This is a genomic window from Salicola sp. Rm-C-2C1-2 (assembly GCF_040196175.1).
GTDB lineage: Bacteria > Pseudomonadota > Gammaproteobacteria > Pseudomonadales > Oleiphilaceae > Halospina.
Map to the genome: position 1 here is coordinate 340,064 of NZ_JBEFNF010000001.1, position 21,180 is coordinate 361,243.

Genomic DNA, 21,180 nt, shown 5'->3' on the forward strand with positions numbered 1-21,180 from the left:
TTCGCCGGCGTTGACCCCCGTGGCTGCGTGCGTCGGGGCTGGTATCATACGTCCCATGATGATCCCGAACGTTTTCCGTCTTTTCCTATTTCCGCTGCTGTTGCTGGCTATTAGCGGCGTGCGGGCGGCAGAACTTGAGGTTATCGTCGACCCGGAAAACGATGCTCTCCAATCCAATATCCGCGCCCATGTGGGCGATCTCGGTCGTCGGAACGCAGCTTCTCTGCGCCGTTTCGCCTCCCATGCCCGGGACAGTGCCCGGGAGGCCATGCGGGCGCTTGGGTATTACCAGGGCGAGGTCCAGTACCGGGTGGTGGAGGCGCGAAACCCGGTGCTGCGCTTGCAGGTAACACCGGGTGAGCCGGTACGGTTGGTGAGCGTGCGGATTGAGGTGCGGGGTGAGGCGTCGCAACTGCCCTCGTTCCAGCTTCCCGAGCGCCTGCGCCCCGAGACGGGGGATGTGCTCAACCACGGGCGCTATGAGCAGGTGAAGCGTTTTTTCCGGGGGCGTGCTCAGACCCACGGTTTTTTTGATGGCCAGTTTGTAACCAGTGAACTGAGGGTGCGCCCAGCGGATCGCGAGGCAGAGATCCGGTTGCTGTATGACAGCGGTCCCCGGTATAGCCTGGGCGAGGCGGCGTTCCCTGATGACAGTTATTTCGAGCAGGATCTTCTGGCGCGTTTTGTCCGGTTTGAAGCGGGGGCGCCCTATCACTCGGATCGTTTGATTGAGCTTACCCAGGATCTCCGCGGGGCCGGCTATTTCAGTGAGGTTCGTTTGGATGCTGACCCGGAAGCGGCAGAAAAACGCGACATTCCGGTCAAGGTTAGTCTGGATGAGCGAACCCGCCATTCCCTTGGAACGGGCGTAGGCTTCAGCACAGACGTGGGCCCCCGCTTGCGGGCCACCTGGGATGAGCACTATGTGAACCCCCAGGGCCACAGTCGCGGGGCGGAGTTCGAGGTGTCGCAGCCGCGCCAGAATGCCGGTATCTACTACGAGCTACCACTTAATCCGCCAATGACGGACGCTCTGCGCTTTACCGGCTCCCTCCAGAATGAGGATATTGAGGATACCCGCTCCCGGAGGATCAGCCTTGGCGCCCAATGGCAGAGCCAGCTGGAATCCGGCTGGCAGCAGGTGGTTTCGCTACGGCGTGAAGAAGACCGTTTCACGGTTGGCGACGAGACTGAACGAACGCGATTGGTGCTGCCGGGATTGAGTTACAGCTATCTGAAACGTGACTCCCCTGTTGATCCCTCCCGGGGTTACCGTCTGCAGTTTGAGAGCTCTGGCGGTCAGCGCGATATGTTCTCGGACATTGACGTGATCCATCTGGTCGCGTCGGCCCAGGGTCTGATCACCGTGGGCGAGGCCGGACACCGTTTTCTGACCAGGGTGCGTGCTGGCGGCATCGGAACCAATGATTTTGGTCAGGTTCCGCCGTTCCTGCGTTTCTTTGCCGGCGGTGACCAGAGTGTGCGTGGTTACGGGTATCGAACGCTGGGCCCGACTGATGAAGATGGCGACAACGTTGGCGGGCGTTTTCTGCTCACCGGGAGCCTGGAGTATCAGTATCCGCTGTCGAAAAGCTGGCGTCTGGCGGCCTTTGTGGATGAGGGCAACGCCTTTGATACTCTCGGTGATCCACTGAAAACGGGTGTGGGCGTGGGGATCCGCTGGGTGTCGCCAGTGGGACCGATTCGCCTGGATGTAGCCCGAGGGCTGGATGAGCCCGAGAACTTCCGTTTGCACTTTTCCATGGGGCCAGAGCTGTGACAATGCGGCGTCGTGTTTTCTGGAGCGTCATCCTTTTCCCGGTGGTGGTGCTGATGATCGTGATCTCGGCGGCGGGCTGGGTGCTGCTCACGGAATCCGGAGGTCGCTGGGGGATTCAGCAGGTTCCCGGCCTGGAAGTCGTGGGTTACAGGGGCGAACTCGGCAGTGCCTGGCATGCACAACGCCTTGTTTACGATGACGGTCAGGGGACAAGGGCCAGAGTGGAAGAGGTTGAAGTCGCGTGGTCGCCGGGATGTTTGCTCACGTTGGAAGTGTGCGTGGACCGGCTCCACACCAGTGGCGTTTCGGTCTCTCTGCCCGGCACTGAATCCGCCACAACCTCGGACAGAGACATTGAGCTTCCCGCGGTTCGCATGCCACTTTCGCTGTCGATTGAAAAGCTGAATGCGGGTCGCATCACCTATAACGGGACGCTGATCCTCGATGCGGTTGAGTCCAGCGCCACTCTGAGCGGCGGCATCCTTCAGCTGGCGTCGCTGCATGTGATCAGGAAGGGCCTGGATGCCAGGGCAGAAGGGTCCCTTGAGATGAGAGGGGACTGGCCGGTGGATCTGGCTCTGGATCTGAGTTACGACATCGGTACGGATTTCCCTGATGAGCTGGCTATGACAGCCAAGCTGGCGGGAACCGTCAGCGCCCTGGATGTGACAGCCCGTATGAGCCGCCCCTGGCAGACAGAGCTGGCAGGTCGAGTCAGTCCTCTTGAGCCGGGAGTCCCGGCCGAGGTCCGCGTGACCGCCGAGCGCTTCGCAGCCACACCGGATCTGCCATCGCATTATGCATTGAAGAATCTCGTGCTTGAGGCCCGGGGCAATCTGGATGAAGGCTGGTCCGTGGCAGGTGATGCCGTACTCGCGACTGACCCCGGATTGGATGTGTCACTGGAAGGGCAAGCCAGTCTCGACAGCGCCCGGGTCGAGAGGCTGGCCCTCTCGGACGGTGACGCCCGCTCGTTGGTGCTCAACCGGGCCAGGGTGAGCTGGAATGACGGTCTGACAGCCAGTGGCTCGCTGGACTGGCGCTATTTCCCCTGGCAGCAGCTGGTGCCGGATCTTGCCAGGGTGCCGGTGGCAGTCAGCGATGCCGCGCTGGACTTCAAGCTGGTGGACGGCGAATACACCGGCACTCTGGACGCGCAACTGTTCACCCAGGAGGGGCCCTTATGGCTGCGTACACCCCTCGCAGGGGACCTGTCGCGGGTGAGTCTGGAACGTCTGAGTGTGGCCAGTGCGTTGGGACGCGTCGCGGGGTCTGCCGGCGTCGAGTGGGCGCAAGGCCTTGCGTGGCAAACGGACCTGGCGCTGGAAAACATGCTACCGGGACGGCGCCTGCCCGAGCTCGACGGGCAGCTCAGCGGACGCCTGGCCAGCAGTGGGCAGTTGGCGGATGAGGGACCTGTGGGGAACGCCTCCGTCAAACTGGCTGGCAGCCTACGCGGCCAGGCACTGTGGCTGAATACAGAGGCCCGTTTTGAGGGTGCCCATTGGGAGGTGCCGGCGCTTGAGCTGCATTTCGGAGACAACAACCTCCAGGCGTCCGCAAGCCAGACCGACCAGCTCGAAGCGGCGCTGGAATGGAAGCTTCCGGTTCTGGCCCAGCTCTGGTCCGGGCTTGAAGGTCAGCTCCAGGGGCGCGCAAGCGGGCGTCATCTGCTTGGCAGGCCCAGGGGGACCCTGGCTCTCCGCGGCCAGGACCTGGAGCTTGCAGGTTATGGAATTGAGCTTGCTCAGCTGGAAAGCGAAGCAGACCTGGCTGATGATGGTTCGGCGCGAGCGCGGGTGGATTTTTCGCAACTAGCAGCCCGGGAGCGACAGCTGGAATCCGGCCAGTTACGGCTTGAGGGGTCGCTGGCTGATCACGAGCTTGGCCTGTCTCTGCGGCACCGCCAGGGGAGCCTGCGTCTGAGTGCAGCGGGTGCCTGGGGCAGTGAAGGGTGGCAGGCGACGCTTAATGGAGGCGGTGTGGCGTTGCCGGGTCAGCACTGGCTGATGACGACTCCCGCCCGGCTGACGGTTGCCGGCAGCGGCGAGGCCCATCTTGGCGCTCACTGCTGGCGTTGGAGCAGTGCCCGGGTCTGCACTGGCGATCAGCGACTCAACCCCGCTTCCTCTATGCAGCTGGGTGTTGCCAATCTGCCTACCCGCGCTTTCCAGCCCTTGCTGCCGCCGACATTCCGTTGGCAGGAGAGTCTGGATGCCCATGTCGCGCTGGAGCTGGATGAACAGGGGCCACGCGGTCGTGCCTGGGTCGACGCCGGCAGCGGTCAGGTGGCGCTGCGCCGCGGTGTGGATCCAGACAATCTGGCGGCGGAAGTTGACGAGGAAGAGGGGGAGAAGGCCTGGCAGTGGCTGCCTTTTGAGTATGACCGAATGCGGGTTGCCGCAGATCTGGATCCCGAGCGGACCCGGATCGAGGCGGATCTCGCTGGACCTGAGATCGGGCACCTTGACCTGGATGCCGGACTCAGGCCACTTGTGGAAGGCATGCCGGTGGACGGTCGACTCAACCTTGAAGAACTGGATCTGGCTCTGATCCGACCTTTCCTGGATCTGGATGTGGTGGAAGGGCGCCTTGCTGGCCGTCTGGCTGTCAGCGGGCCGGTGGCGTCGCCCGTTATGCAGGGGGAGGTGACCCTGACGGAGGGTGAAGTCAGGGATCCCCGGTTGCCGCTGCCTCTCTCCGAATTGAATGCAACGGCACAAGTGAGCGGAACGCAAGCGAGGATTGATGGTGACTGGCGCAGTGGCGAAGAAGGTCGGGGCCGGGTGGAGGGCACTGCCAGCTGGACCGATGGGCCCAAAGCGCAATTGTCCCTGGTGGCTGAATCACTGCCGGTGAGCGTGCCGCCCTATGCCGAGTTGACGGTTTTTCCGGATCTGATGTTGCGTTACGGACGGGACGGCATTGGTGTCACCGGCCAGGTACGGGTGCCCAGCGGTCAGGTGGTGATCGAGTCCTTGCCGGAATCGGCGGTTGGCGTTTCTGATGATGCCATTGTGGAAGGGGAAGCGCCTGGCGCTGACCCAATCCCCCTGGCGTTGGACCTGGAGGTTCTGATCGGCGAGGAGCGCGTGGACTTCAATGGTTTCGGCGTCACCGGCACTCTGGAGGGTCGTCTGAATCTGGCCGATGAGCTGGTGGCCAACGGCGACCTTAATCTGCGCAATGGGCGCTATGAGCTCTATGGTCAGGATCTTCACATCCGCCGCGCCACGTTGCTGTTTGCCGGTCCCATTGACCGGCCTTTCCTGGATATTGAGGCGGTTCGGATCGTGGACGACGTGACGGCGGGTATCCGGATTACCGGCCCTGCGGATGAGCCGCGCTCGGAGATCTTCGCCGAACCCCCGATGAGTCAGCAGCAGGCTCTGGCATACCTGACGCTGGGGCGTCCACTGGAAAGTGAGGGTGACAGCTACGCTATGGAGCGCGCAGCGATCAATCTGGGGCTGGCCCAGACGGCACCACTGACCCGAGAGTTTGGTGAGCGTGTCGGTATTGAAAATCTCCAGGTTGAAACCGAAGGAGATGGAGACGGTGCCAGTGTGGTTGCTTCTGGCTACCTGACGGACAAGCTCAGCCTGCGTTATGGCGTGGGGCTCTTCCAGCCGGTGAGCCGGATGGCGCTGCGTTACGATCTGTCGCGCAGCCTCTATCTGGAAGCGGCCAGTGGCCTCGCCAGCTCACTCGATCTATTTTACCAGACAGAATTTGGCAAACCGGGAGACTGACCGTGCTTATCCATGGTGATCAGGTCCGGCTTACGCCTCGGGAGCGCCGTGTGATCCGGCGTCTGACCGGAATCGATCCGCATTTCATCCATAATCGCGAGACGCTGATCCGTTTTCGGGACCAACATCTGCAGAGTTACCCTACGGATACACCACAGATCCGGCTGGTCAAACTGTTGTTACGCCGCAATCTGGTTTAGCGTCTGATCCGGTTCGGATGAAGGAGCTCTCATGGAAGCCAGAGTTCGAAAACGCTGCCACCCAGTGCGCCGCCATTGCGCAGGCGGGTGAAACCCTGCCGGTTGCCGACAGTGTGCATGCCGGCCATGCGCTGCGCAAAGTAGAGCCCCAGGTTGGTACTCCCCGTGCTGAAGTCGACGCGTTCGGTACCGGAGAAATCGACGGCCAGCATGGACTCAGGGTAACCGGGACCATCGTCCTCAACACTCAGCACCAACCAGCCGTCGTCAGTCCTGGCGTTGAGGTGCAGCTGACTGCGGGCATAGCGGATGGCGTTGTTGATCACGTTGGTGAGCACACCGCTGACCAGCTGGGTGTCAAAGTACCCTTCTTCGGAATCCGGCTCAGTATGGACTTCAAGGTTGATCTCCAGCCCTTCCAGCAAGCGCTCGTGATGGGCGTGCTGCTCATCAAGAAAATCGGAGACCAGCTGCTCCTCCACTGTGGCGCAGAGTTTCTCTTCGGAAAGCCGGTACAGGCTGAGAAGCTGGATGAGATCGCCATGTACCCGCTGGGCCTCGTATTCGAGGGTTGTGAACGGGCGAGAACCGCGTACGTCTCCGGAGACAGAGTCGCGGACCTCGTCCAGTGAATTAAGGAGCATGCCCAGGGAGTTCTTCATATCGTGAACGGTTGAGGCGAGCACGGTGGAAAAGTCGAGTTCATCGGTCATGTGGTGCTCCCGGATCTGAGGTCCGCAATTTTTCGGGTCAGGAATTGGTAGCGTTTGTACTGCTTGTGTTGAGGGGGCAGATGATTGAGTTGCTCAAGACAGCGTTCACAGCGGCTGAGCGTGCCGGGGTCTGATCCCTTGCCGTCCTGTTCCGCATGCTTGAGCATGACCTGAACCAGGTTAAGGTTGAGGGCCGGATGTTGGGGCACCAGCTCAAGTGCCTGTTTGAAGGCATCGGCGGCCGCGGCCAGTTCCCCGTTTTCAAAGGCCTTGATGCCCTCTTTGTTATGCGTGCGGGCCTGATTTTTCTTGTGGAAGCTGACGGGTTCATCCATCAGTTCCTCAATGGCCTGCATGATCTTAGGGTCATCCTGGCAGCGTGCCGCCAGCTGGTTGAGTACCTGCTGGGCGGCGCCATCATCCTGCTGGGTATAGAGAGCGCGGGCGTAATCCAGCGTTTGCTCTGGGCTCATGGTGTCAGGGTCCAGCCGGTCGCTTATGCTCTCCAGCGCCTTGCGGCTGTCATCCATCCGCCCCTGGCCGGCATGGATACGGGCGGTAACCAGCTGCTGCTGGGTTTGCACGTTGTCGTCGTCCTTGAATCGCCGCCTCATGTTTTTGAGTGTTTTCAGGGCTTCATCCGCCAGATCCCTGCCGTCACTGGCGGTGTTGCCGTCACTCAGCTCGGACAGAGTCCGGCTCAGGCCCAGGTAGTTCTCCGGGTCATCGTGAATCGAGTTATCGCTGAGCTTGACGGTGGAACGCCATGCGTCAGCGGCGGTTTCCATATCCTGATTGCTGGCAGCGATGCCGGCGAGCTGCTTCTGGCGCAGAATGGCCAGCGGCGAGATTCCGACAGCCTCTTCCACTACTTCCTGGGCTTTGCGGCTGTTGCCTTTGCGTTGTAACGCATCCGCAAGGGCATCGTAGGCCTCGATGTAGTCCGGGTTGGTCTCGATCAGGGTCTCGAAGTGCCTGATGGCTTCATCCAGAGCCCCCTGTGCAACCGCTGTTCGACCCAGCCCCATGCGGGCCCACGCCAACTCCCGGCCTGCCAGCACCTCCTCGTAGATTTGCCGGGCCTGATCGGGGGCATCGCGCTGCAGGTAGAGGTCGCCCAGTATCTGGGTCACCCGGTTATGGTAACGGGTCTTCTTCTGGAGCAGCTGTTCCGCCTGGTGTATGGCCTCAGGCAGGTCATCCTGGTCCAGTGCGTGGTTGATCGGATAGAGGGCATGGCGCTGCGCCAGAAGGGCGTCCATGCGTTTCTGCAGGACGGCTTGGGTGAGGGGTTTAATGATGTAGGTGTCGGGGTGATACTCGCGCGCTCCCATCACGATTTCGCGTGAGGTTTCCGCCGTCACCAGAACAAACAGCGACGTATGGCGCAGCAGTTTCTGGTGACGCAGTGCCTCCAGTACCTGCTGGCCAGTCTTGCCCTGACCCAGATTGAAATCACAGATCAGTACGTCGTAGTGTTCTTTGGTACATTTAGCAATGGTTTCATTGCCATTGGCGGCCATATCGATTCGTTCGGCCCCCATGCTGCTGAGCATCTGCCGCATGGATCGCCGGAAGTTCTCGAAATCATCAGTAATCAGAAAACGCAGCTTTCGATAGAGTTTGTAGCGTTCGTTTTCATCCATCAGTTTGGGTCCGCTCAGTATTGGCGACGCAAGGTGTGTTAGTGAAGCTAGCTGACCCCTGCTCATCCCTCAAACAATCAGGCTCCGGCTGACACCGAATAACGTTTCGGGCGGCGTTTCCCTGCTTTCAGGGCTGGTGGTAAAGTAACGGTGAAGTCTGTTTCCAGTTGAGATCTGCTATGACCACGAAGGAAGAGCGCCGTCAGTTCCTTGAGGCCATGGGGGATGTAGAACCGATCCGTAAGCCCGACCAAGCCGACCTGGACGGCGGGCGTCAGGTGACCCCGGGTCAGCTGGAACGCCGCCGGGCGGCTGTGGTGGAAAACGCTGTCGATCGCAACCCGCTGACCGTTACGGATGTCGCCTGGCTGGGGCCAACTGATGAGCTCAGTTTCAAGCGTGACGGTATCCAGAACGGCGTTTTCAAAAAGATCCGCCTGGGCCAGTATTCCATTGAGGCACAGCTGGATCTGCACCGTATGACCGTGGATGAGGCGCGTCAGGAAGTGTTCAACTTTATCCGTGAATGCCTGCGTCGCGGCGTACGTTCGGCGCTGGTCAAACACGGCAAGGGCGAGCGTAATCCGGATCGGATCGCCACCATCAAGAGCTATGTGAACCAGTGGCTGCCGCAACTTCCGGACGTCATGGCTTTCCACTCGGCGCAGCCTAAACACGGTGGTACCGGCGCGGTCTACGTGATGCTGCGTAAAAGTCCGGAGGCCCGGGAACACAATCGCGAGAGGTTTGGTGGTCAGTAAGCCGCAGTGACCAGGAGTAGGACAATGACAATAACAATCCGTGTGAATGACACCGAGCAGTCGGTGGCAGCCCCTGGTGACACCCCATTGTTGTGGGTGTTGCGTGACTGGCTGGGCCTGAAGGGCACCAAGTTCGGGTGTGGCATCGGCCAGTGCGGGGCCTGTACCGTTCATATTGATGGCGAGGCCAAGCGTAGCTGCATTACGCCGGTTTCCAAAGTGGCTGGCGGGGATGCAGCCGTTACTACCATCGAGGGCCTTGCTGACGGCGACGACCTCCATCCGGTGCAGGAGGCCTGGGTTGAGCATAACGTGCCCCAGTGTGGCTACTGTCAGTCCGGCCAGATCATGAGTGCGGTGGCGCTGCTCAATCAGGAGACGAACCCGGATGATGAACGGATCAATGAGTTCATGTCTGGGAATCTCTGCCGTTGCGGTACCTATCCGCGCATCCATGCCGCCATTCGCTCTGTTGCGGATGGAGGTGGCTCATGAGTGATGTCTCCCGACGCGAACTGTTCCGTCTAGGGGCGACCGGCTCCGGGGCCCTGGTGTTGGGTATGGTGTTGCCTGGCTGTGCCGCTCCGCGTGGACGGGAGCCGTCTACTGCCGGAGCCTGGGCGCCTAACGCCTGGCTTGAGATTGCTCCCGACAGGGGGGTGGTGTTCACCCTGGATCGCGTTGAAATGGGGCAGGGCACGGTGACTGGCATCACCACACTGGTGGCGGAAGATCTGGATGTGGCACCGGAGAACATTGAAGTGGTATTTGCGCCGGTGGGCGACGCTTACATCAATCCGCAATATGGCCTGCAGGTAACCGGCGGCAGCTCCAGCGTGCGTATCAGCTGGGATCGGGTGCGGGAAGCCGGAGCCCGGGTGCGGGCTGTATTGTTGGCATCGGCCGCCGAGGTATTTCAGAAGCCGGTTGATTCCTTGACCACCAACGATGGCTATGTACTGCATCCCGATGGCATTCAGCGCCTGGCCTACGGTGAGCTTCTGGGCCTGGCGGCGCGCCAGACTATGCCGGAGGAGGTCACGCTACGCCGACCGGAAGACTACCGCTACATAGGCAGACAGAACCAGCGTCTGGATGCCAGGGCCAAGGTGACCGGTCAGGCGCGCTTCGGTATCGACGTTGAACTGGATGGGATGCGTTACGCCGTGGTGGCTCGGCCACCTGTTATAGGGGCACGGCTTGTTTCTTTTGACGACGCGAAAGTACGGCAACTGCCGGGTGTGATTGACGTCCTGGCGATTGAGCGCGGTGTTGCCGTCGTGGCTGAAAGCTACTGGCAGGCGCTGACGGCCCGTGATGAGCTGGCGATCGAGTGGGACGAGTCTGATGCTGTGAAAGTGACTCGGGACTCGGTATTCCGCCAGTATCGCCAGGCGGCGGACGACAGCGCCGGAGATACTGAACGCAGCGAGGGCAATGCCGCCCGCGCGCTTGCGGAGACCGACAATGTGCTGGAAGCTGAATACGAAGCGCCGTTTTTGGCCCATGCCACCATGGAACCGCAGAACGCTACCGCCATGGTGACAGCTAACGGTCTAGAGGTTTGGGCGCCGACACAGGGACCGGACATGGCCCGGATCGCAGCAGCGCGCACCAGCGGTTACTCGCCAGAGTCAATTACCATTCATACCACCTTTCTCGGGGGCGGCTTTGGTCGGCGCCTGACGCAGGAGTACGTGGAAGAAGTCGCGGCGATCGCCAGTCAGCGTGGCGAGCCCGTCAAACTGGTCTGGTCCCGTGAGGACGATATCCAGCATGATGTTTTCCGTCCGGCGATGCTGCACCGTTTCCGGGGCGCGCTCTCGAATGGCCGTATCAGTGCCTGGGATCATCAGGTCACGGGCCCTCTGATCTTTGACTGGTTCGCGCGTAATGCAGCGCCAGCCCAGTATCCCTGGGCCCCCCAAATGGTCTACAGCACGCTGGCTTCCATGGGGCGCATGACTGAGGACACGTTCCTGACGCCCAAGGACCGGTCGGCGATCGAGGGGGCCGTGGATGTGCCTTATACGGTGCCGGATCTATGGGTACGCCATACCCACTCGGATGCCGGGGTGCCGGTGAGCTACTGGCGCTCCGTTGGTCACTCCCATAACGGATTCGCGGTAGAGACCTTCATGGATGAGCTGGCGCACAGGGCCGGTGAAGACCCGGTTCAGTTCCGTCTGCGGCATCTGGCGGACAGTCCCCGCCATCAGGCCGTTCTGGAGCGGGCGGCGGAAGCCGCCGGCTGGGGTGACCCTTTACCTGAAGGCCGGGCCCGGGGTGTGGCCCTGCATCGTAGTTTTGGTACCTATGTGGCGCAGGTTGTGGAAGCCAGTATCACCGATGGTGCCATCCGTGTTCAGCGTGTGACCTGCGCTGCCGACTGTGGCCAGATGGTGAACCCGGATATTGTGCGTATGCAGCTGGAAGGCGGCATCCTGTTTGGACTTACCGCTGCGCTTTATGGCGATGTGGATTGGGACGACGACGGCCGCCTGAAGCAGAGTAACTTCCACAATTACACGTTGATGCGTCATGACGAGACGCCGGAGCTCAACATCGTACTGATGGACAACGCTGAAGCCCCTCAGGGTGTGGGCGAACCGGGCACACCACCCGCCATTCCGGCGCTGGGCAACGCTTTGTTCGGGGTAACGGGGAAACGCCAGCGCCGAACGCCTTTCCGGGCTGATAGTGGCGATGCCTGAAGCCCATCAGGATCCGGCTGCTTCGGTCATCGGGCATGTCAGCCGCTGGCTGGCCCGCGGGGAGCGTGCCTGGCTGTGCACGGTTTTGCGCACCTGGGGCTCGTCGCCTCGACCGCCGGGGTCCATGCTGGCGGTTAATGGCGCTGGAGAATGGGCCGGGTCGGTCTCGGGAGGCTGTCTTGAGGAATCCCTGATCCGGGAGGTGATCTCGGGTGAGGCGGCTGCATCCAGCGCTCCTCGCCTTGTGGATCATGGTGTCACCGAAGACGAACAAGAGCGTTGGCGTCTGCCCTGTGGTGGGCGGATGCGGCTGGTTGTCGAGGTGCTGGAACCGGAAAGGCATGCGGGCCCGGTGGCGCGCGTATTGGAGGACCTGGCCGAGCGTCGCGCTGTAACCCGGCGTGTGGATTGGGGGCGTGGCGATTGGCTGTTCGCCGGTGCCTCCGTGCCTGGTCGTATTGAAGAGCATGAGGGGGAGTTTCTGCACACTATCGGCCCCCGGTCGCGCATGCTGATGATTGGCGCTGGTGAAGTGGCGCGCTACGTTGGGCGCATGGCGTTGATGAACGGTTTCAGTGTGGCGCTCTGTGAACCTCGCCCGCTGTTCCTTGAAGGCTGGCATGAGCCCGGTATTGAGTGCCATGCCTGCCTGCCCGATGACCTCATACAGCGCGATTTCAACGATGCGCATTGCGCGATCCTGGCGCTGGGTCATGACCCGCGGATTGACGACATGGGCCTTCTGGCCGCTCTTGAAAGCAATGCCTTCTACATCGGCGCTATGGGCTCCCAGCGCACCGCCGCCCAGCGGCGCGAGCGTCTTCATCAGCTGGGCGTGACCGATTCCCGCATGGGGCGTATCCACGCCCCGATCGGTTTCAGTATTGGCAGTAAGGCACCCCCCGAGATCGCCGTGGCGACCATGGCCCAGGTGCTGGCGGAACACCATCGGTTGCTACACCGGGTCAGCCGCTATGATATCTAAAGCGCCAGGACGAGCTCTGATGCTGGCGCTGCTGGCGCTGATGCTGCCCGGCTGTTGGCTGACCGGGGAACGGGAGACTGAGGCAGAGGCCTATGTCAACACCCTGGCCGATGCCCTTAAGCGTCCACCTGAGCGGTCCGACATCCCTACCGTTGAGCGTTTGCCTCGCTCCCGTAACCGCCAGCTTGAATTGCCGGAGCTGGATGTGGGATTGGGGGATTTTCTTTCCCTTTACGGTTGTGAACTCCAGGTTGTGATCGGCGAACGCACGAGTACCCTCGGGCGTGTGGCGCATCCGGGAACGCGCATGGAATACCATCTGCGCTTCCTGGAGGCAGCGGATGCCTGTCTGCCCAAAGTCGATAGCGAATCCCGCACCGAGACCCTCAGGGACGCGCGTGAAGCCCGCGCGGAATCGCTGCCTCTGGCGCTCTGGAACGGGATCTGGGCAAGTGATGAAATCGCAAGCCTGGTGAGCCGTTCCGGCGGATTGCTGCCTGCGCCCGCGCCGGAACAAACGCTTGAACAGCTCACTCAAGGGTTGTCAGAAACCGCCTCAATGCTGGATTCAGCCGAGCCAGGCCAGGTTCCGGCGGAGATAGAGGCCATGACGGCGCGTTATCGCCAGTGGCGCGAGGCGCCGCGCTTCGGTCAACTGTTGCGTAGCGCCGAGGCTCTGCAGACCCGACTGGGCGACAGTGCTGATACCCTGGACCGCGCCCTGGCGGCAAACAGTGACTGCCCGTTCGAAGCTGATCCGCTGGCGTTCTTCCAGCAACATTACCTGCGCGGGCTGGCTGGTCGCGTCGCCCTGGTGCGCGCGCACGGCCGTCGTATGGCGCGGGCTCTGGAAACGCTGGTGCGGGTGCCCGGCGCGCCGGTTCCCGATGCCATGACCCCCTTCATTGATCGCAACCTGCGGACCGCGTACTCCGGCAGCGTCTGGTACGACCTTGACCGCGCAGTTGAGCGCCACGCTGAGGCCTGGAATCGACTGCTGGCACGCTGTGACTGACGCCAACTCCGGAGTGTGAGCCGGTCGCTTTTGCCGCTTCACTGATCCTGTTACAACCGGTGTTCAACCTTCATGGAACAGGATGAACACCATGGAATCGCCTGCCAGGGCCGCACTGATGTTGGCCGTGACACTGAGTCTGAGTGGCTGTTTTGAAAGCCAGACGGATGAAACCTTTGAGGATACCGTTGTCCGCGATGATGTGGGAGTGCGTGTACTGCATGCGGTGTCTGATGCGCCCGCGTTGCGAGTGAAAGCGGATGCCGAGGTCCGGGTCGCAAAGCTGGATTACGGGCAAGTGGCAACCTTCAAGCTCGCCGCTAATCACTACCGTTTTGAGGCGGCCGGTCATACCGGTGGCGAGACGCCTGAGCCGTTGCTGAGCAACCTTGAGGGCAACCTTACCGAAGGCCGTCGTCATGATCTGCTATTGACTGGTTCGCTCGGGAATGACAATGCCCGCGCTATTGTTCTTGAACAGGATGATGAGCCCTTTGAGCCCGAGGATGAGGGCAATGAGTCGGATGAGGCGGATGAACCGGTTAAGGATGTCCGTTTCCGTACCGCTCACCTTGCTCCGGGAGGCGGGGCGGTTGATCTGTATCTGGGCGATACCTCCGGCAGCCCGGATGCGAGCCTTGCCTATGGTGAGTCCAGCGAGCCGATCCGGGTGGAGGCGGGCGTCCATCGGGTTCAGATCACCCCGGCTGGCAGCAGTGATGTGATTTATGACAGTGATGCCGTGTTTGGCTGGGAAACCGGGGACGATCTGCTCCTGGCAGTGGCACCCGCCACGGGTGTGCAGCGCCAGGGTGACAGTGAACTGTCGCTGATTGAGGTGGACGGCGAGCAAAGTCAGCGGGTGTCTGATACTGGGCAGGGCGGTGAGCTTGCTTTTGTGAATGCCTCTACCGGCACGGTTACTGCTGAAGATCGCGATGATCGAGTGACCTGGACCGATGTTGAACCGGTGCAAAAGGTGCCTGAAAGGGGGTATGACACCTCAGAAGGCGGACAGTATGCACTTGATTTTACCTCTTCCGGGCAGCGATCGGACCAACCTTATGGGTTCAGGCTTTCCAGAGGGCATGCTGGCACTGTTGTTTTGCGCGCTCTTGGGGCCGCGGAAAACGGTTCAGTCAACGCCAGTTTTCTGAGCAATGATGCCCGCCCTGTCGCCACCAATGCCCGGGTCAGGGTCTTCAATACCTGGTTTCAGGATCCTGATAGCGATGGCAAAGCAGACCCCGTGGATATCTACCTGATTGAAGGCAGCGGATGTGAAAGCCCGTTATCCGGTGATGGCGTGGTTCCCCAGCCGAATCTCAGCAGCCTTGCCTATTCAAACAGAAGCTCGATGCTGGCGGTGCAGGCAGGCGATTACCAGCTGGTCGTGACTGAGTCCGATGATCCGGGTAAGCGGTTGCTCTGTGATGATTCGGTCTCACTAAAGACGCATGGCCTCTATGAGCTGGTGATTGCCCGCTCACAAAGTGGCAATGACTCTGGACTGATCAAGGTCAACAGCGTTAGGTAGCTTGCCAGGGTTTTTTCGGGGTGTCATACACTAGACGACGCCCCGCGCTTTCCTGGATGTCTTTCCAGGAACTGCTGTTGAAAGCCATCCGGAAAACCGCACAGGTGGGAAGATTGTCGGTATGCGGGCCGGCCAGCAGGTTGGCCAGCTCCGTCAGGTCGGGATTATGGCCGACCAACCAGACGTCGCGCGCCGGATCTGGCAGAGTCCGGATGGTGTTGAGCAGTCGTTGGGTGTCTGCCAGGTAGAGGTTACGTTCGAAGCGGATGTCGCTTTCCGGGAACCCCGTACCCTGGGCCAGTACCAGTGCCGTTTCACGGGCGCGCCGTGCGCTGCTGGCAAGGAAGTGATCCGGGTATTCGCCGCGCTCGGCCAGCCGTCGCGCCATTACCGGTGCATCCCCTTGACCGCGTTCGTTGAGGGGCCGGTCAAAGTCACTCATGTTGGCGTCGTCCCAGCTGGACTTCGCGTGGCGTATCAGCGTCAATATCCGTTCTGTGGTCATGGCTCAGGACTCCCTGGTCAGACGGTTTAGCAGTGCGCGAATCAGTCGCTGGCCCAGAAGGCCTGAAAGAACTGTAGCACTGAGATAGGTGGGCCATTCGATCACCTTCTGCACCATGGCCTGGTGAAAAACCCCACCAATGGCGGCGGCATAGACCAGCCGATGCAGTCGCAACCAGGGTAACAGGCCCATCCATTCCCGTGCCCTGCGGAAGGAGGTTGCCACCAAGGGTACCAGCAGCGTAAGGCAGAGGAGTCCGAGCTGCAGATGATGCTGTTCGGCCAGCTCCGAGCGAATCAGTGCAGCATCGCCACCCATGTCCAGAAAGCTCCAGGCCAGTGCATGCAGCGTCAGGTAGGCAAAGGTCCAGAGTCCCGCCTGGCGACGCAGGGTCAGGGGCAGACGACTGCCGGTGAGCTGACTCAGTGGCGAGAGGGTCAGGGTCAAAAGCAGGGCGCCCAGGCCAAGCTTGCCGAGCCAGTGGATGAGTGTCTCTGAGGCCATGAAACCCAGTTGCCCGGTCTCCCAGGCCCAGGCCAGTGTCACCAGCGGGGTGGTGCCCAGAACCATCGCGGTCAGCTTGAGGGGGGCGGTGAGTGGTGGCATCAGAAGTGTTTTTCCAGGTCCATGCCTTTATAGAGTTCAGCTACTTCCGATTCATAGCCATTGAACATCAGCGTCTTGCGCCGCCCGCTCTCACCCACGCGGCGCTCGGTAGCCTGGTGCCAGCGCGGGTGCTTAACGTCTGGGTTCACGTTGGCGTAAAAGCCGTACTCCTCGGGGCGAATGGCCTGCCAGGAGCTGGTTGGCTGCTCTTTCTGAAGACGGATACGGACCACGGATTTGATGCTCTTGAACCCGTACTTCCAGGGTACTACCAGCCGTATAGGAGCGCCATTTTCCTTCGGCAGGGTCTGGTCATAGAGGCCCACGGCCATGATGGTTAGTGGGTGCATGGCCTCATCCAGCCGCAGGCCCTCCCGGTAGGGCCAGTCAAGCAGGTCGTTGTTCTGGCCTGGCATCTGCTCTGGATCATGCAGTGTTTCAAAAACCACGAAGCGTGCTTCCGCGGAGGGCTGAACAGCCTTCAGCAGTTCCCGAAGCTCAAATCCGATCCATGGGATGACCATGGACCAGGCTTCCACGCAGCGCAGGCGGTAGACCCGTTCCTGCAGCTGGAAGCGGCTGAGCAGATCCTCAACGGCAAAGGTTTTCGGGGTATCGACCAGCCCTTCCACGCTTACTGACCATGGATCGGTCTGTAGCTGGTGAGCGTGTTGCCGTGGATCTTCCTTGGCCGTGCCGAACTCATAGAAGTTGCTGTAACCGCGTATGGCCTCCAGCGGAGTCGGAGTGAGTGCATCGCCATAGTCTGTCTCTATGATGTTGATTATCTCCCGTGACGCCAGCGCCGGGCTGAGCCCCAGTCCGCCAAGGGCGGTTGCTGCTGTGAGGCCTTTCATGAGGGAGCGGCGTTGCTCAAAGATCGGTCTGGGCGTGATTTCGGAGCTGGGTGGTCTGGGATAGCGATACATGGAAGTTGACTTAAATCATGGTTAATCCGCGGGATTCCGCGTTTGAATGGAAATGCTTCAAAAATGACAGATCCGGGGGGATCATGCAAAAGAAAACAAGACGCATTAGCGCACTGATGGCCCTGATGGCCAGTTTAGCCTTGGCGGGTCCGGCGCAGGCAAGTGACGGCTACTCGGATTACCGGGACCGGTTTGAACCGCTGCCGGCAATGCCGCCGATTCCGGCGGACAATTCGCTTACTCCAGAGAAAGTGAAGCTGGGTAAGATGTTGTTTTTTGAGCCGCGGATCTCGTCCAGCGGTGTGATCAGCTGCGCTACCTGCCATAACCCCGCACTGGGCTGGACGGACCGCATCCCGAGGGCGACGGGGCACCAGGGGCAGGTAGGTAAGCGTAATACTCCAACGGTGCTCAACGCCGGCTTTTTTGATGCCCAGTTCTGGGATGGTCGGGCCGAAGATCTGGAAGAGCAAGCGCTGGGCCCCATTGAAGCCGATGTGGAAATGGCGATGGATCTGGATCAGGCCATTGAACGACTGGAGAGCTTCGATGTCTATCGTGCGCTTTTCAATGAGGCGTTCAGTGGCGACAAGCCAATCAACAAGGAAAATGTCGCCAAAGCCATCGCGACTTTTGAGCGGACCCTGAATACGCCCAATTCCCGTTTTGATCGTTACCTGAGGGGCGATCTCCAAGCCCTCAACGAAAAAGAGAAAAAGGGTATGAAGGCGTTTGTGGATACCGGCTGCATCGCGTGCCACCGCGGCCCGGCCCTTACGGACAGCAACTATCACCGTTTCGAGGTTCCCGGATCTACTGATCAGGGGCGCTTTGTGGTGACAGGCAATGAGTCGGATAAGTTCAAGTTCAAGACACCGACCCTGCGTAATGTCGCCGTGACCTATCCCTACTTCAATAACGGCAGTGTTGAAGAGCTGGACAAGGCGATCCAGCTGATGGCGGATCAGATGCTGAACCGTGAACTCTCAGACAAGAAGGTGAAGCAGATCGAAGCCTTCCTGCACACGCTGACCGGTGAAATGCCGCAAGTCAGCTTCCCCGCCCTGCCTTAAGGTTTAGTGCCGGAGCAGGCGTCTGCTCCGGCCTTTGGGTGCGTGCCGGGTTACTTGCGGTTCTTCGTCATCCGGAAAACCAGTTCCGGTGATACCCGCTTGAGCCACGGGGCCATCATTTCCTTGCCTTCGCCCACGGGGATTTCCCGCTTACCCCGACCCAGGCCATTGATAATGACTTCCGCCGCCTTGTCAGGGGCCATGCCGCCAGCGTTGTCCTCGTCCGCCTGCCCGAAAGAGCTGCCATCGGCGGTGAGTGAGTTCTCCGCAACCGGCGTGGCAATGAACCCCGGCACAATAGTGGCAACCTTGATGCCTTCATCCTCAACCTCGGCGCGCAGGGCGTCGAAAAAGCCCATGACCGCGTGCTTGGCGGCACAGTAGCCGCTGCGAAGGCGTACTCCTACCTTGCCGGCGACACTTGAGGTGACTGCAATGTGGCCCCGGCCGCGTTCCAGCATATGCGGCAGAACCGCCTTGGTGAGTGCGATCTGGCCCATGACGTCCACATCCATCAGCCGCTGGTAAACGGTAAGATCGGTATCCCGGCACAGCGAGCGCTGGGACACGCCGGCGTTGTTGATCAAAACGTCGATCTGGCCAAAGTGTTTCAGGACCTCGTCGGTCTTTACAGGCGCTGTCTCCAGCTCAGCCACATCAAGAGGCAGAATCATGATGGCAGTGCGGGAAAGGCCGGCTTCCTGTTCACATCGCTTGGCCACACGATCGAGCTCATCTCTGCGTCGGGCAGAGAGCACCAACCGGGCCTGTTGTCCGGCGAACGCCAGAGCCAGTGATTCGCCGATTCCGGATGAGGCGCCAGTGATCCAGACCACCTGATGCGTGAACATGAGTTGCTCCTGATTGATTGTTTGTTTCTCAGAACAGGAGTATGGATCAGTCATGGGCCCGTTGCTATGGGGAGCCCGGTTTTGGTTGCAGTGCACAAAAAAGCCCTGCCAGCGATGGATCGCGGGCAGGGCTCAGGGCGGCACCGGGCTTGAGCCGGTACTATCGAGAAAGCGAGTGCTTAACGACGGCGCGGCGGAGCGTTACGTCCGCCGCCGTGGCGTCCACCGCCGCCACGCTTGGGAGCCGGCCCGCTCTTCTGGACCGGCTCGAAACCGGCTTCCACGCCTGCGGGGATATCGCGGCTGACCACCTTGCGGATGCTGTTGAACTGACTCTTCTCCTGACCGCTGACGAAGGACACGGCAGAACCGCTTTCGCCACCACGGCCGGTCCGGCCAATGCGGTGCACGTAATCGTCCGGGTTGTCCGGAAGATCGTAGTTGACCACGTATTCCAGCCGGTCGATGTCGATCCCGCGTGCTGCTACGTCGGTAGCGATCAGTGCGCGCACGTTCTCATGCTTGAACGCTTTCAGTGCCTTGTTGCGGGCGCCCTGGCTCTTGTCACCATGGATCGCGGCGGAGCGGATGCCGTCGGTCTCAAGCTGCTTGGCCAGCTGGTCCGCGCCGCGTTTGGTGCGGGTAAAGACCAGAACTGAGCGCCAGTTCTGGGTGCCGATCAGGTGGGTCAGCAGTTCACGCTTACGTCCGCCATCGACCATATAGGCGCTCTGTTCAACCCTCTCGGCCGTACCGTTGCGTTCACCGGTCTGGATCAGTTCCGGTTCATTCATGAACTTCTGCGCCAGCTTCTGGATGGGGGCCGAGAAGGTCGCGGAGAAGAGCATCGTCTGGCGTGCATCAGGCAGAGTGCGGGCAATTTTCTCGATCGCCGGGAGGAAACCCATATCCAGCATACGGTCCGCTTCATCGAGAACCAGTACTTCAATGGCTGAAAGGTCCACAGTGCCGCGTTCCATGTGGTCCATCAGACGACCTGGGGTAGCTACGAGTATATCCATGCCGCTCTTGAGCTGACGGATCTGCGGGCCAATGCTGGCGCCACCGTAGATTGCCGCCGAGCGCAGCGGGAGATGACGGCCGTAAGAGCGCACGCTGTCTTCTACCTGGGCAGCAAGCTCTCGGGTGGGCGTCAGCACGAGGGCGCGGGGGCGGCCACCTTGCGCCTTGCCTTCGGAAAGCTTTTGCAGCAGCGGCAGAGTGAAAGCAGCCGTTTTGCCGGTTCCGGTCTGGGCGCTGGCCATCAGGTCGCGGTCAGCCAGGGCAGCCGGAATCGACTGCTGCTGGATATCAGTGGCCTGGTCATAACCCTGTTCCTTGATGGAACGGTTCAGTTCAGCCCGCAGGCCGAGGGAGTCAAAGGACATTCAGTGTTTCCTGTTCGATACGCCAGAGCGGGTGTTGCCCGATGCCCCTGTACACAGGGAAGGGCAGATTGTCGGCTTGTCGGGAATGGCCCTGGCAATATGCAGTCCGCGATAAGCGTGCGGAGACCAACCGGCGAAACAGGGGTCGTCTGGACGACCGGGGAAGGCGGAGGGAACAACGCAGAGCAATATCCTATCACGGGTTCTGTTCAGCCGCCACCTTTATTGTGCGTGGCGGTGAAATCACGCATTACATCCAGGGTTTTTTCGCTGACATGGTGCTCCATACCCTCTGCATCGATGCGGGCGGTGGCATCATCCACCCCCAGACTGCGCAGGAACTGGAGAACCACCGCGTGGCGTTTGCGTGACTCATTGGCCATGGCACGGCCGCGCTCGGTCAGAAAGATGGCGCGATAGGGTTCGTTAGTGACAAAGCCGAGTTCGTTCAGGCGCCGGATCATGCGGGCCACGGTTGCCTGGCGCACGCCCATACGGGCAGCAATGTCGGTGGCCCGGGCTTCACCGGCATGGTCGAGCAGATCGCCGATGAGTTCCACGTAATCCTCAATGAGTTCAGTCTCGTGGGCGTCACGTACGGCCGCGTACTGACGTGCATGCTGCTCGGGCGGCGGCAGGCTGTCATCGGCAGAGGAGGGGGTGTCTGGTTCACTGGTCATGCCGGAGACTATAGTCCAGAGCGTCGCGTCATACAACAGGGTGGC

General features: G+C 60.8%; 18 protein-coding genes. 10 read left to right on the top strand and 8 right to left on the bottom strand.

Annotated features, from left to right (window positions below):
- The first annotated feature begins 55 nt into the window (after positions 1 to 55).
- From AAF659_RS01545 to AAF659_RS01555, 3 genes are read left to right on the top strand one after another with little or no spacing between them, the layout of a single operon-like run.
- Complete coding sequence (locus AAF659_RS01545) at positions 56 to 1,780, top strand: autotransporter assembly complex protein TamA (RefSeq protein ID WP_349749939.1); 1,725 nt, start codon at positions 56 to 58, stop codon at positions 1,778 to 1,780.
- 2 nt (positions 1,781 to 1,782) lie between these two features.
- Positions 1,783 to 5,532 carry a translocation/assembly module TamB domain-containing protein gene (locus tag AAF659_RS01550; protein WP_349749940.1) on the top strand — a complete coding sequence of 1,250 codons (3,750 nt, stop codon included), beginning with the start codon at positions 1,783 to 1,785 and terminating at the stop codon, positions 5,530 to 5,532.
- 2 nt (positions 5,533 to 5,534) lie between these two features.
- Positions 5,535 to 5,732, top strand: coding sequence for a hypothetical protein (locus AAF659_RS01555; protein WP_349749941.1), 198 nt, complete (start codon positions 5,535 to 5,537; stop codon positions 5,730 to 5,732).
- Positions 5,733 to 5,761: 29 nt separating this feature from the next.
- On the opposite strand, the gene AAF659_RS01560 is transcribed toward AAF659_RS01555, so the two are convergent.
- The gene (locus AAF659_RS01560; RefSeq protein WP_349749942.1) at positions 5,762 to 6,445 is read right to left on the bottom strand and encodes a sensor histidine kinase; all 684 of its coding nucleotides are present in this window, start codon (positions 6,443 to 6,445) and stop codon (positions 5,762 to 5,764) included.
- Positions 6,442 to 8,091 carry a tetratricopeptide repeat protein gene (locus tag AAF659_RS01565; RefSeq protein WP_349749943.1) on the bottom strand — a complete coding sequence of 550 codons (1,650 nt, stop codon included), beginning with the start codon at positions 8,089 to 8,091 and terminating at the stop codon, positions 6,442 to 6,444. The genes AAF659_RS01560 and AAF659_RS01565 overlap by 4 nt, the downstream gene beginning before the upstream one ends.
- A gap of 179 nt (positions 8,092 to 8,270) precedes the next feature.
- Here AAF659_RS01565 and smrA point away from each other — a divergent pair, with 179 nt between their 5' ends.
- The 6 genes from smrA (at position 8,271) to AAF659_RS01595 (ending at position 15,103) form a co-directional block, all read left to right on the top strand.
- On the top strand, positions 8,271 to 8,852 hold the full coding sequence (gene smrA, locus AAF659_RS01570) for a DNA endonuclease SmrA (protein ID WP_349749944.1): 582 nt from the start codon (positions 8,271 to 8,273) through the stop codon (positions 8,850 to 8,852).
- A gap of 24 nt (positions 8,853 to 8,876) precedes the next feature.
- Complete coding sequence (locus tag AAF659_RS01575) at positions 8,877 to 9,347, top strand: (2Fe-2S)-binding protein (RefSeq protein WP_349749945.1); 471 nt, start codon at positions 8,877 to 8,879, stop codon at positions 9,345 to 9,347.
- Positions 9,344 to 11,566 (top strand): xanthine dehydrogenase family protein molybdopterin-binding subunit, encoded by a 2,223-nt coding sequence (locus AAF659_RS01580; protein WP_349749946.1) that lies wholly within the window; start codon positions 9,344 to 9,346, stop codon positions 11,564 to 11,566. Before AAF659_RS01575 ends, AAF659_RS01580 begins: the two co-directional genes overlap by 4 nt.
- On the top strand, positions 11,559 to 12,551 hold the full coding sequence (locus AAF659_RS01585; protein ID WP_349749947.1) for an XdhC family protein: 993 nt from the start codon (positions 11,559 to 11,561) through the stop codon (positions 12,549 to 12,551). Before AAF659_RS01580 ends, AAF659_RS01585 begins: the two co-directional genes overlap by 8 nt.
- Before the next feature lie 19 nt (positions 12,552 to 12,570).
- Positions 12,571 to 13,566 (top strand): DUF3080 family protein, encoded by a 996-nt coding sequence (locus AAF659_RS01590; RefSeq protein WP_349749948.1) that lies wholly within the window; start codon positions 12,571 to 12,573, stop codon positions 13,564 to 13,566.
- 91 nt (positions 13,567 to 13,657) lie between these two features.
- On the top strand, positions 13,658 to 15,103 hold the full coding sequence (locus tag AAF659_RS01595) for a DUF4397 domain-containing protein (protein ID WP_349749949.1): 1,446 nt from the start codon (positions 13,658 to 13,660) through the stop codon (positions 15,101 to 15,103).
- On the opposite strand, the gene AAF659_RS01600 is transcribed toward AAF659_RS01595, so the two are convergent.
- Genes AAF659_RS01600 through msrP form a run of 3 tightly spaced genes read right to left on the bottom strand, consistent with a single transcriptional unit; the run spans position 15,096 to position 17,143 of the window.
- Complete coding sequence (locus AAF659_RS01600; protein WP_349749950.1) at positions 15,096 to 15,608, bottom strand: SixA phosphatase family protein; 513 nt, start codon at positions 15,606 to 15,608, stop codon at positions 15,096 to 15,098. The two genes, AAF659_RS01595 and AAF659_RS01600, sit on opposite strands and share 8 nt — an antisense overlap.
- A 3-nt stretch (positions 15,609 to 15,611) precedes the next feature.
- Positions 15,612 to 16,214: a ferric reductase-like transmembrane domain-containing protein gene (locus AAF659_RS01605; protein WP_349749951.1), complete on the bottom strand. Its 603-nt coding sequence runs from the start codon at positions 16,212 to 16,214 to the stop codon at positions 15,612 to 15,614.
- Entirely contained in the window at positions 16,214 to 17,143 is a 930-nt protein-coding gene (gene msrP, locus AAF659_RS01610) for a protein-methionine-sulfoxide reductase catalytic subunit MsrP (protein WP_349749952.1), read from the bottom strand. The genes AAF659_RS01605 and msrP overlap by 1 nt, the downstream gene beginning before the upstream one ends.
- A gap of 83 nt (positions 17,144 to 17,226) precedes the next feature.
- On the opposite strand from msrP, the gene AAF659_RS01615 reads away from it, so the two are divergent.
- Complete coding sequence (locus tag AAF659_RS01615; protein ID WP_349749953.1) at positions 17,227 to 18,216, top strand: cytochrome-c peroxidase; 990 nt, start codon at positions 17,227 to 17,229, stop codon at positions 18,214 to 18,216.
- A gap of 50 nt (positions 18,217 to 18,266) precedes the next feature.
- Here AAF659_RS01615 and AAF659_RS01620 read toward each other — a convergent pair whose 3' ends face one another.
- The 3 genes from AAF659_RS01620 to mntR form a co-directional block, all read right to left on the bottom strand.
- The gene (locus AAF659_RS01620; protein WP_349749954.1) at positions 18,267 to 19,067 is read right to left on the bottom strand and encodes an SDR family oxidoreductase; all 801 of its coding nucleotides are present in this window, start codon (positions 19,065 to 19,067) and stop codon (positions 18,267 to 18,269) included.
- A 179-nt stretch (positions 19,068 to 19,246) separates the two neighbouring features.
- Entirely contained in the window at positions 19,247 to 20,455 is a 1,209-nt protein-coding gene (locus AAF659_RS01625; protein WP_349749955.1) for a DEAD/DEAH box helicase, read from the bottom strand.
- 209 nt (positions 20,456 to 20,664) lie between these two features.
- Positions 20,665 to 21,135 carry a manganese-binding transcriptional regulator MntR gene (gene mntR / locus AAF659_RS01630; protein WP_349749956.1) on the bottom strand — a complete coding sequence of 157 codons (471 nt, stop codon included), beginning with the start codon at positions 21,133 to 21,135 and terminating at the stop codon, positions 20,665 to 20,667.
- Positions 21,136 to 21,180: the final 45 nt, after the last annotated feature.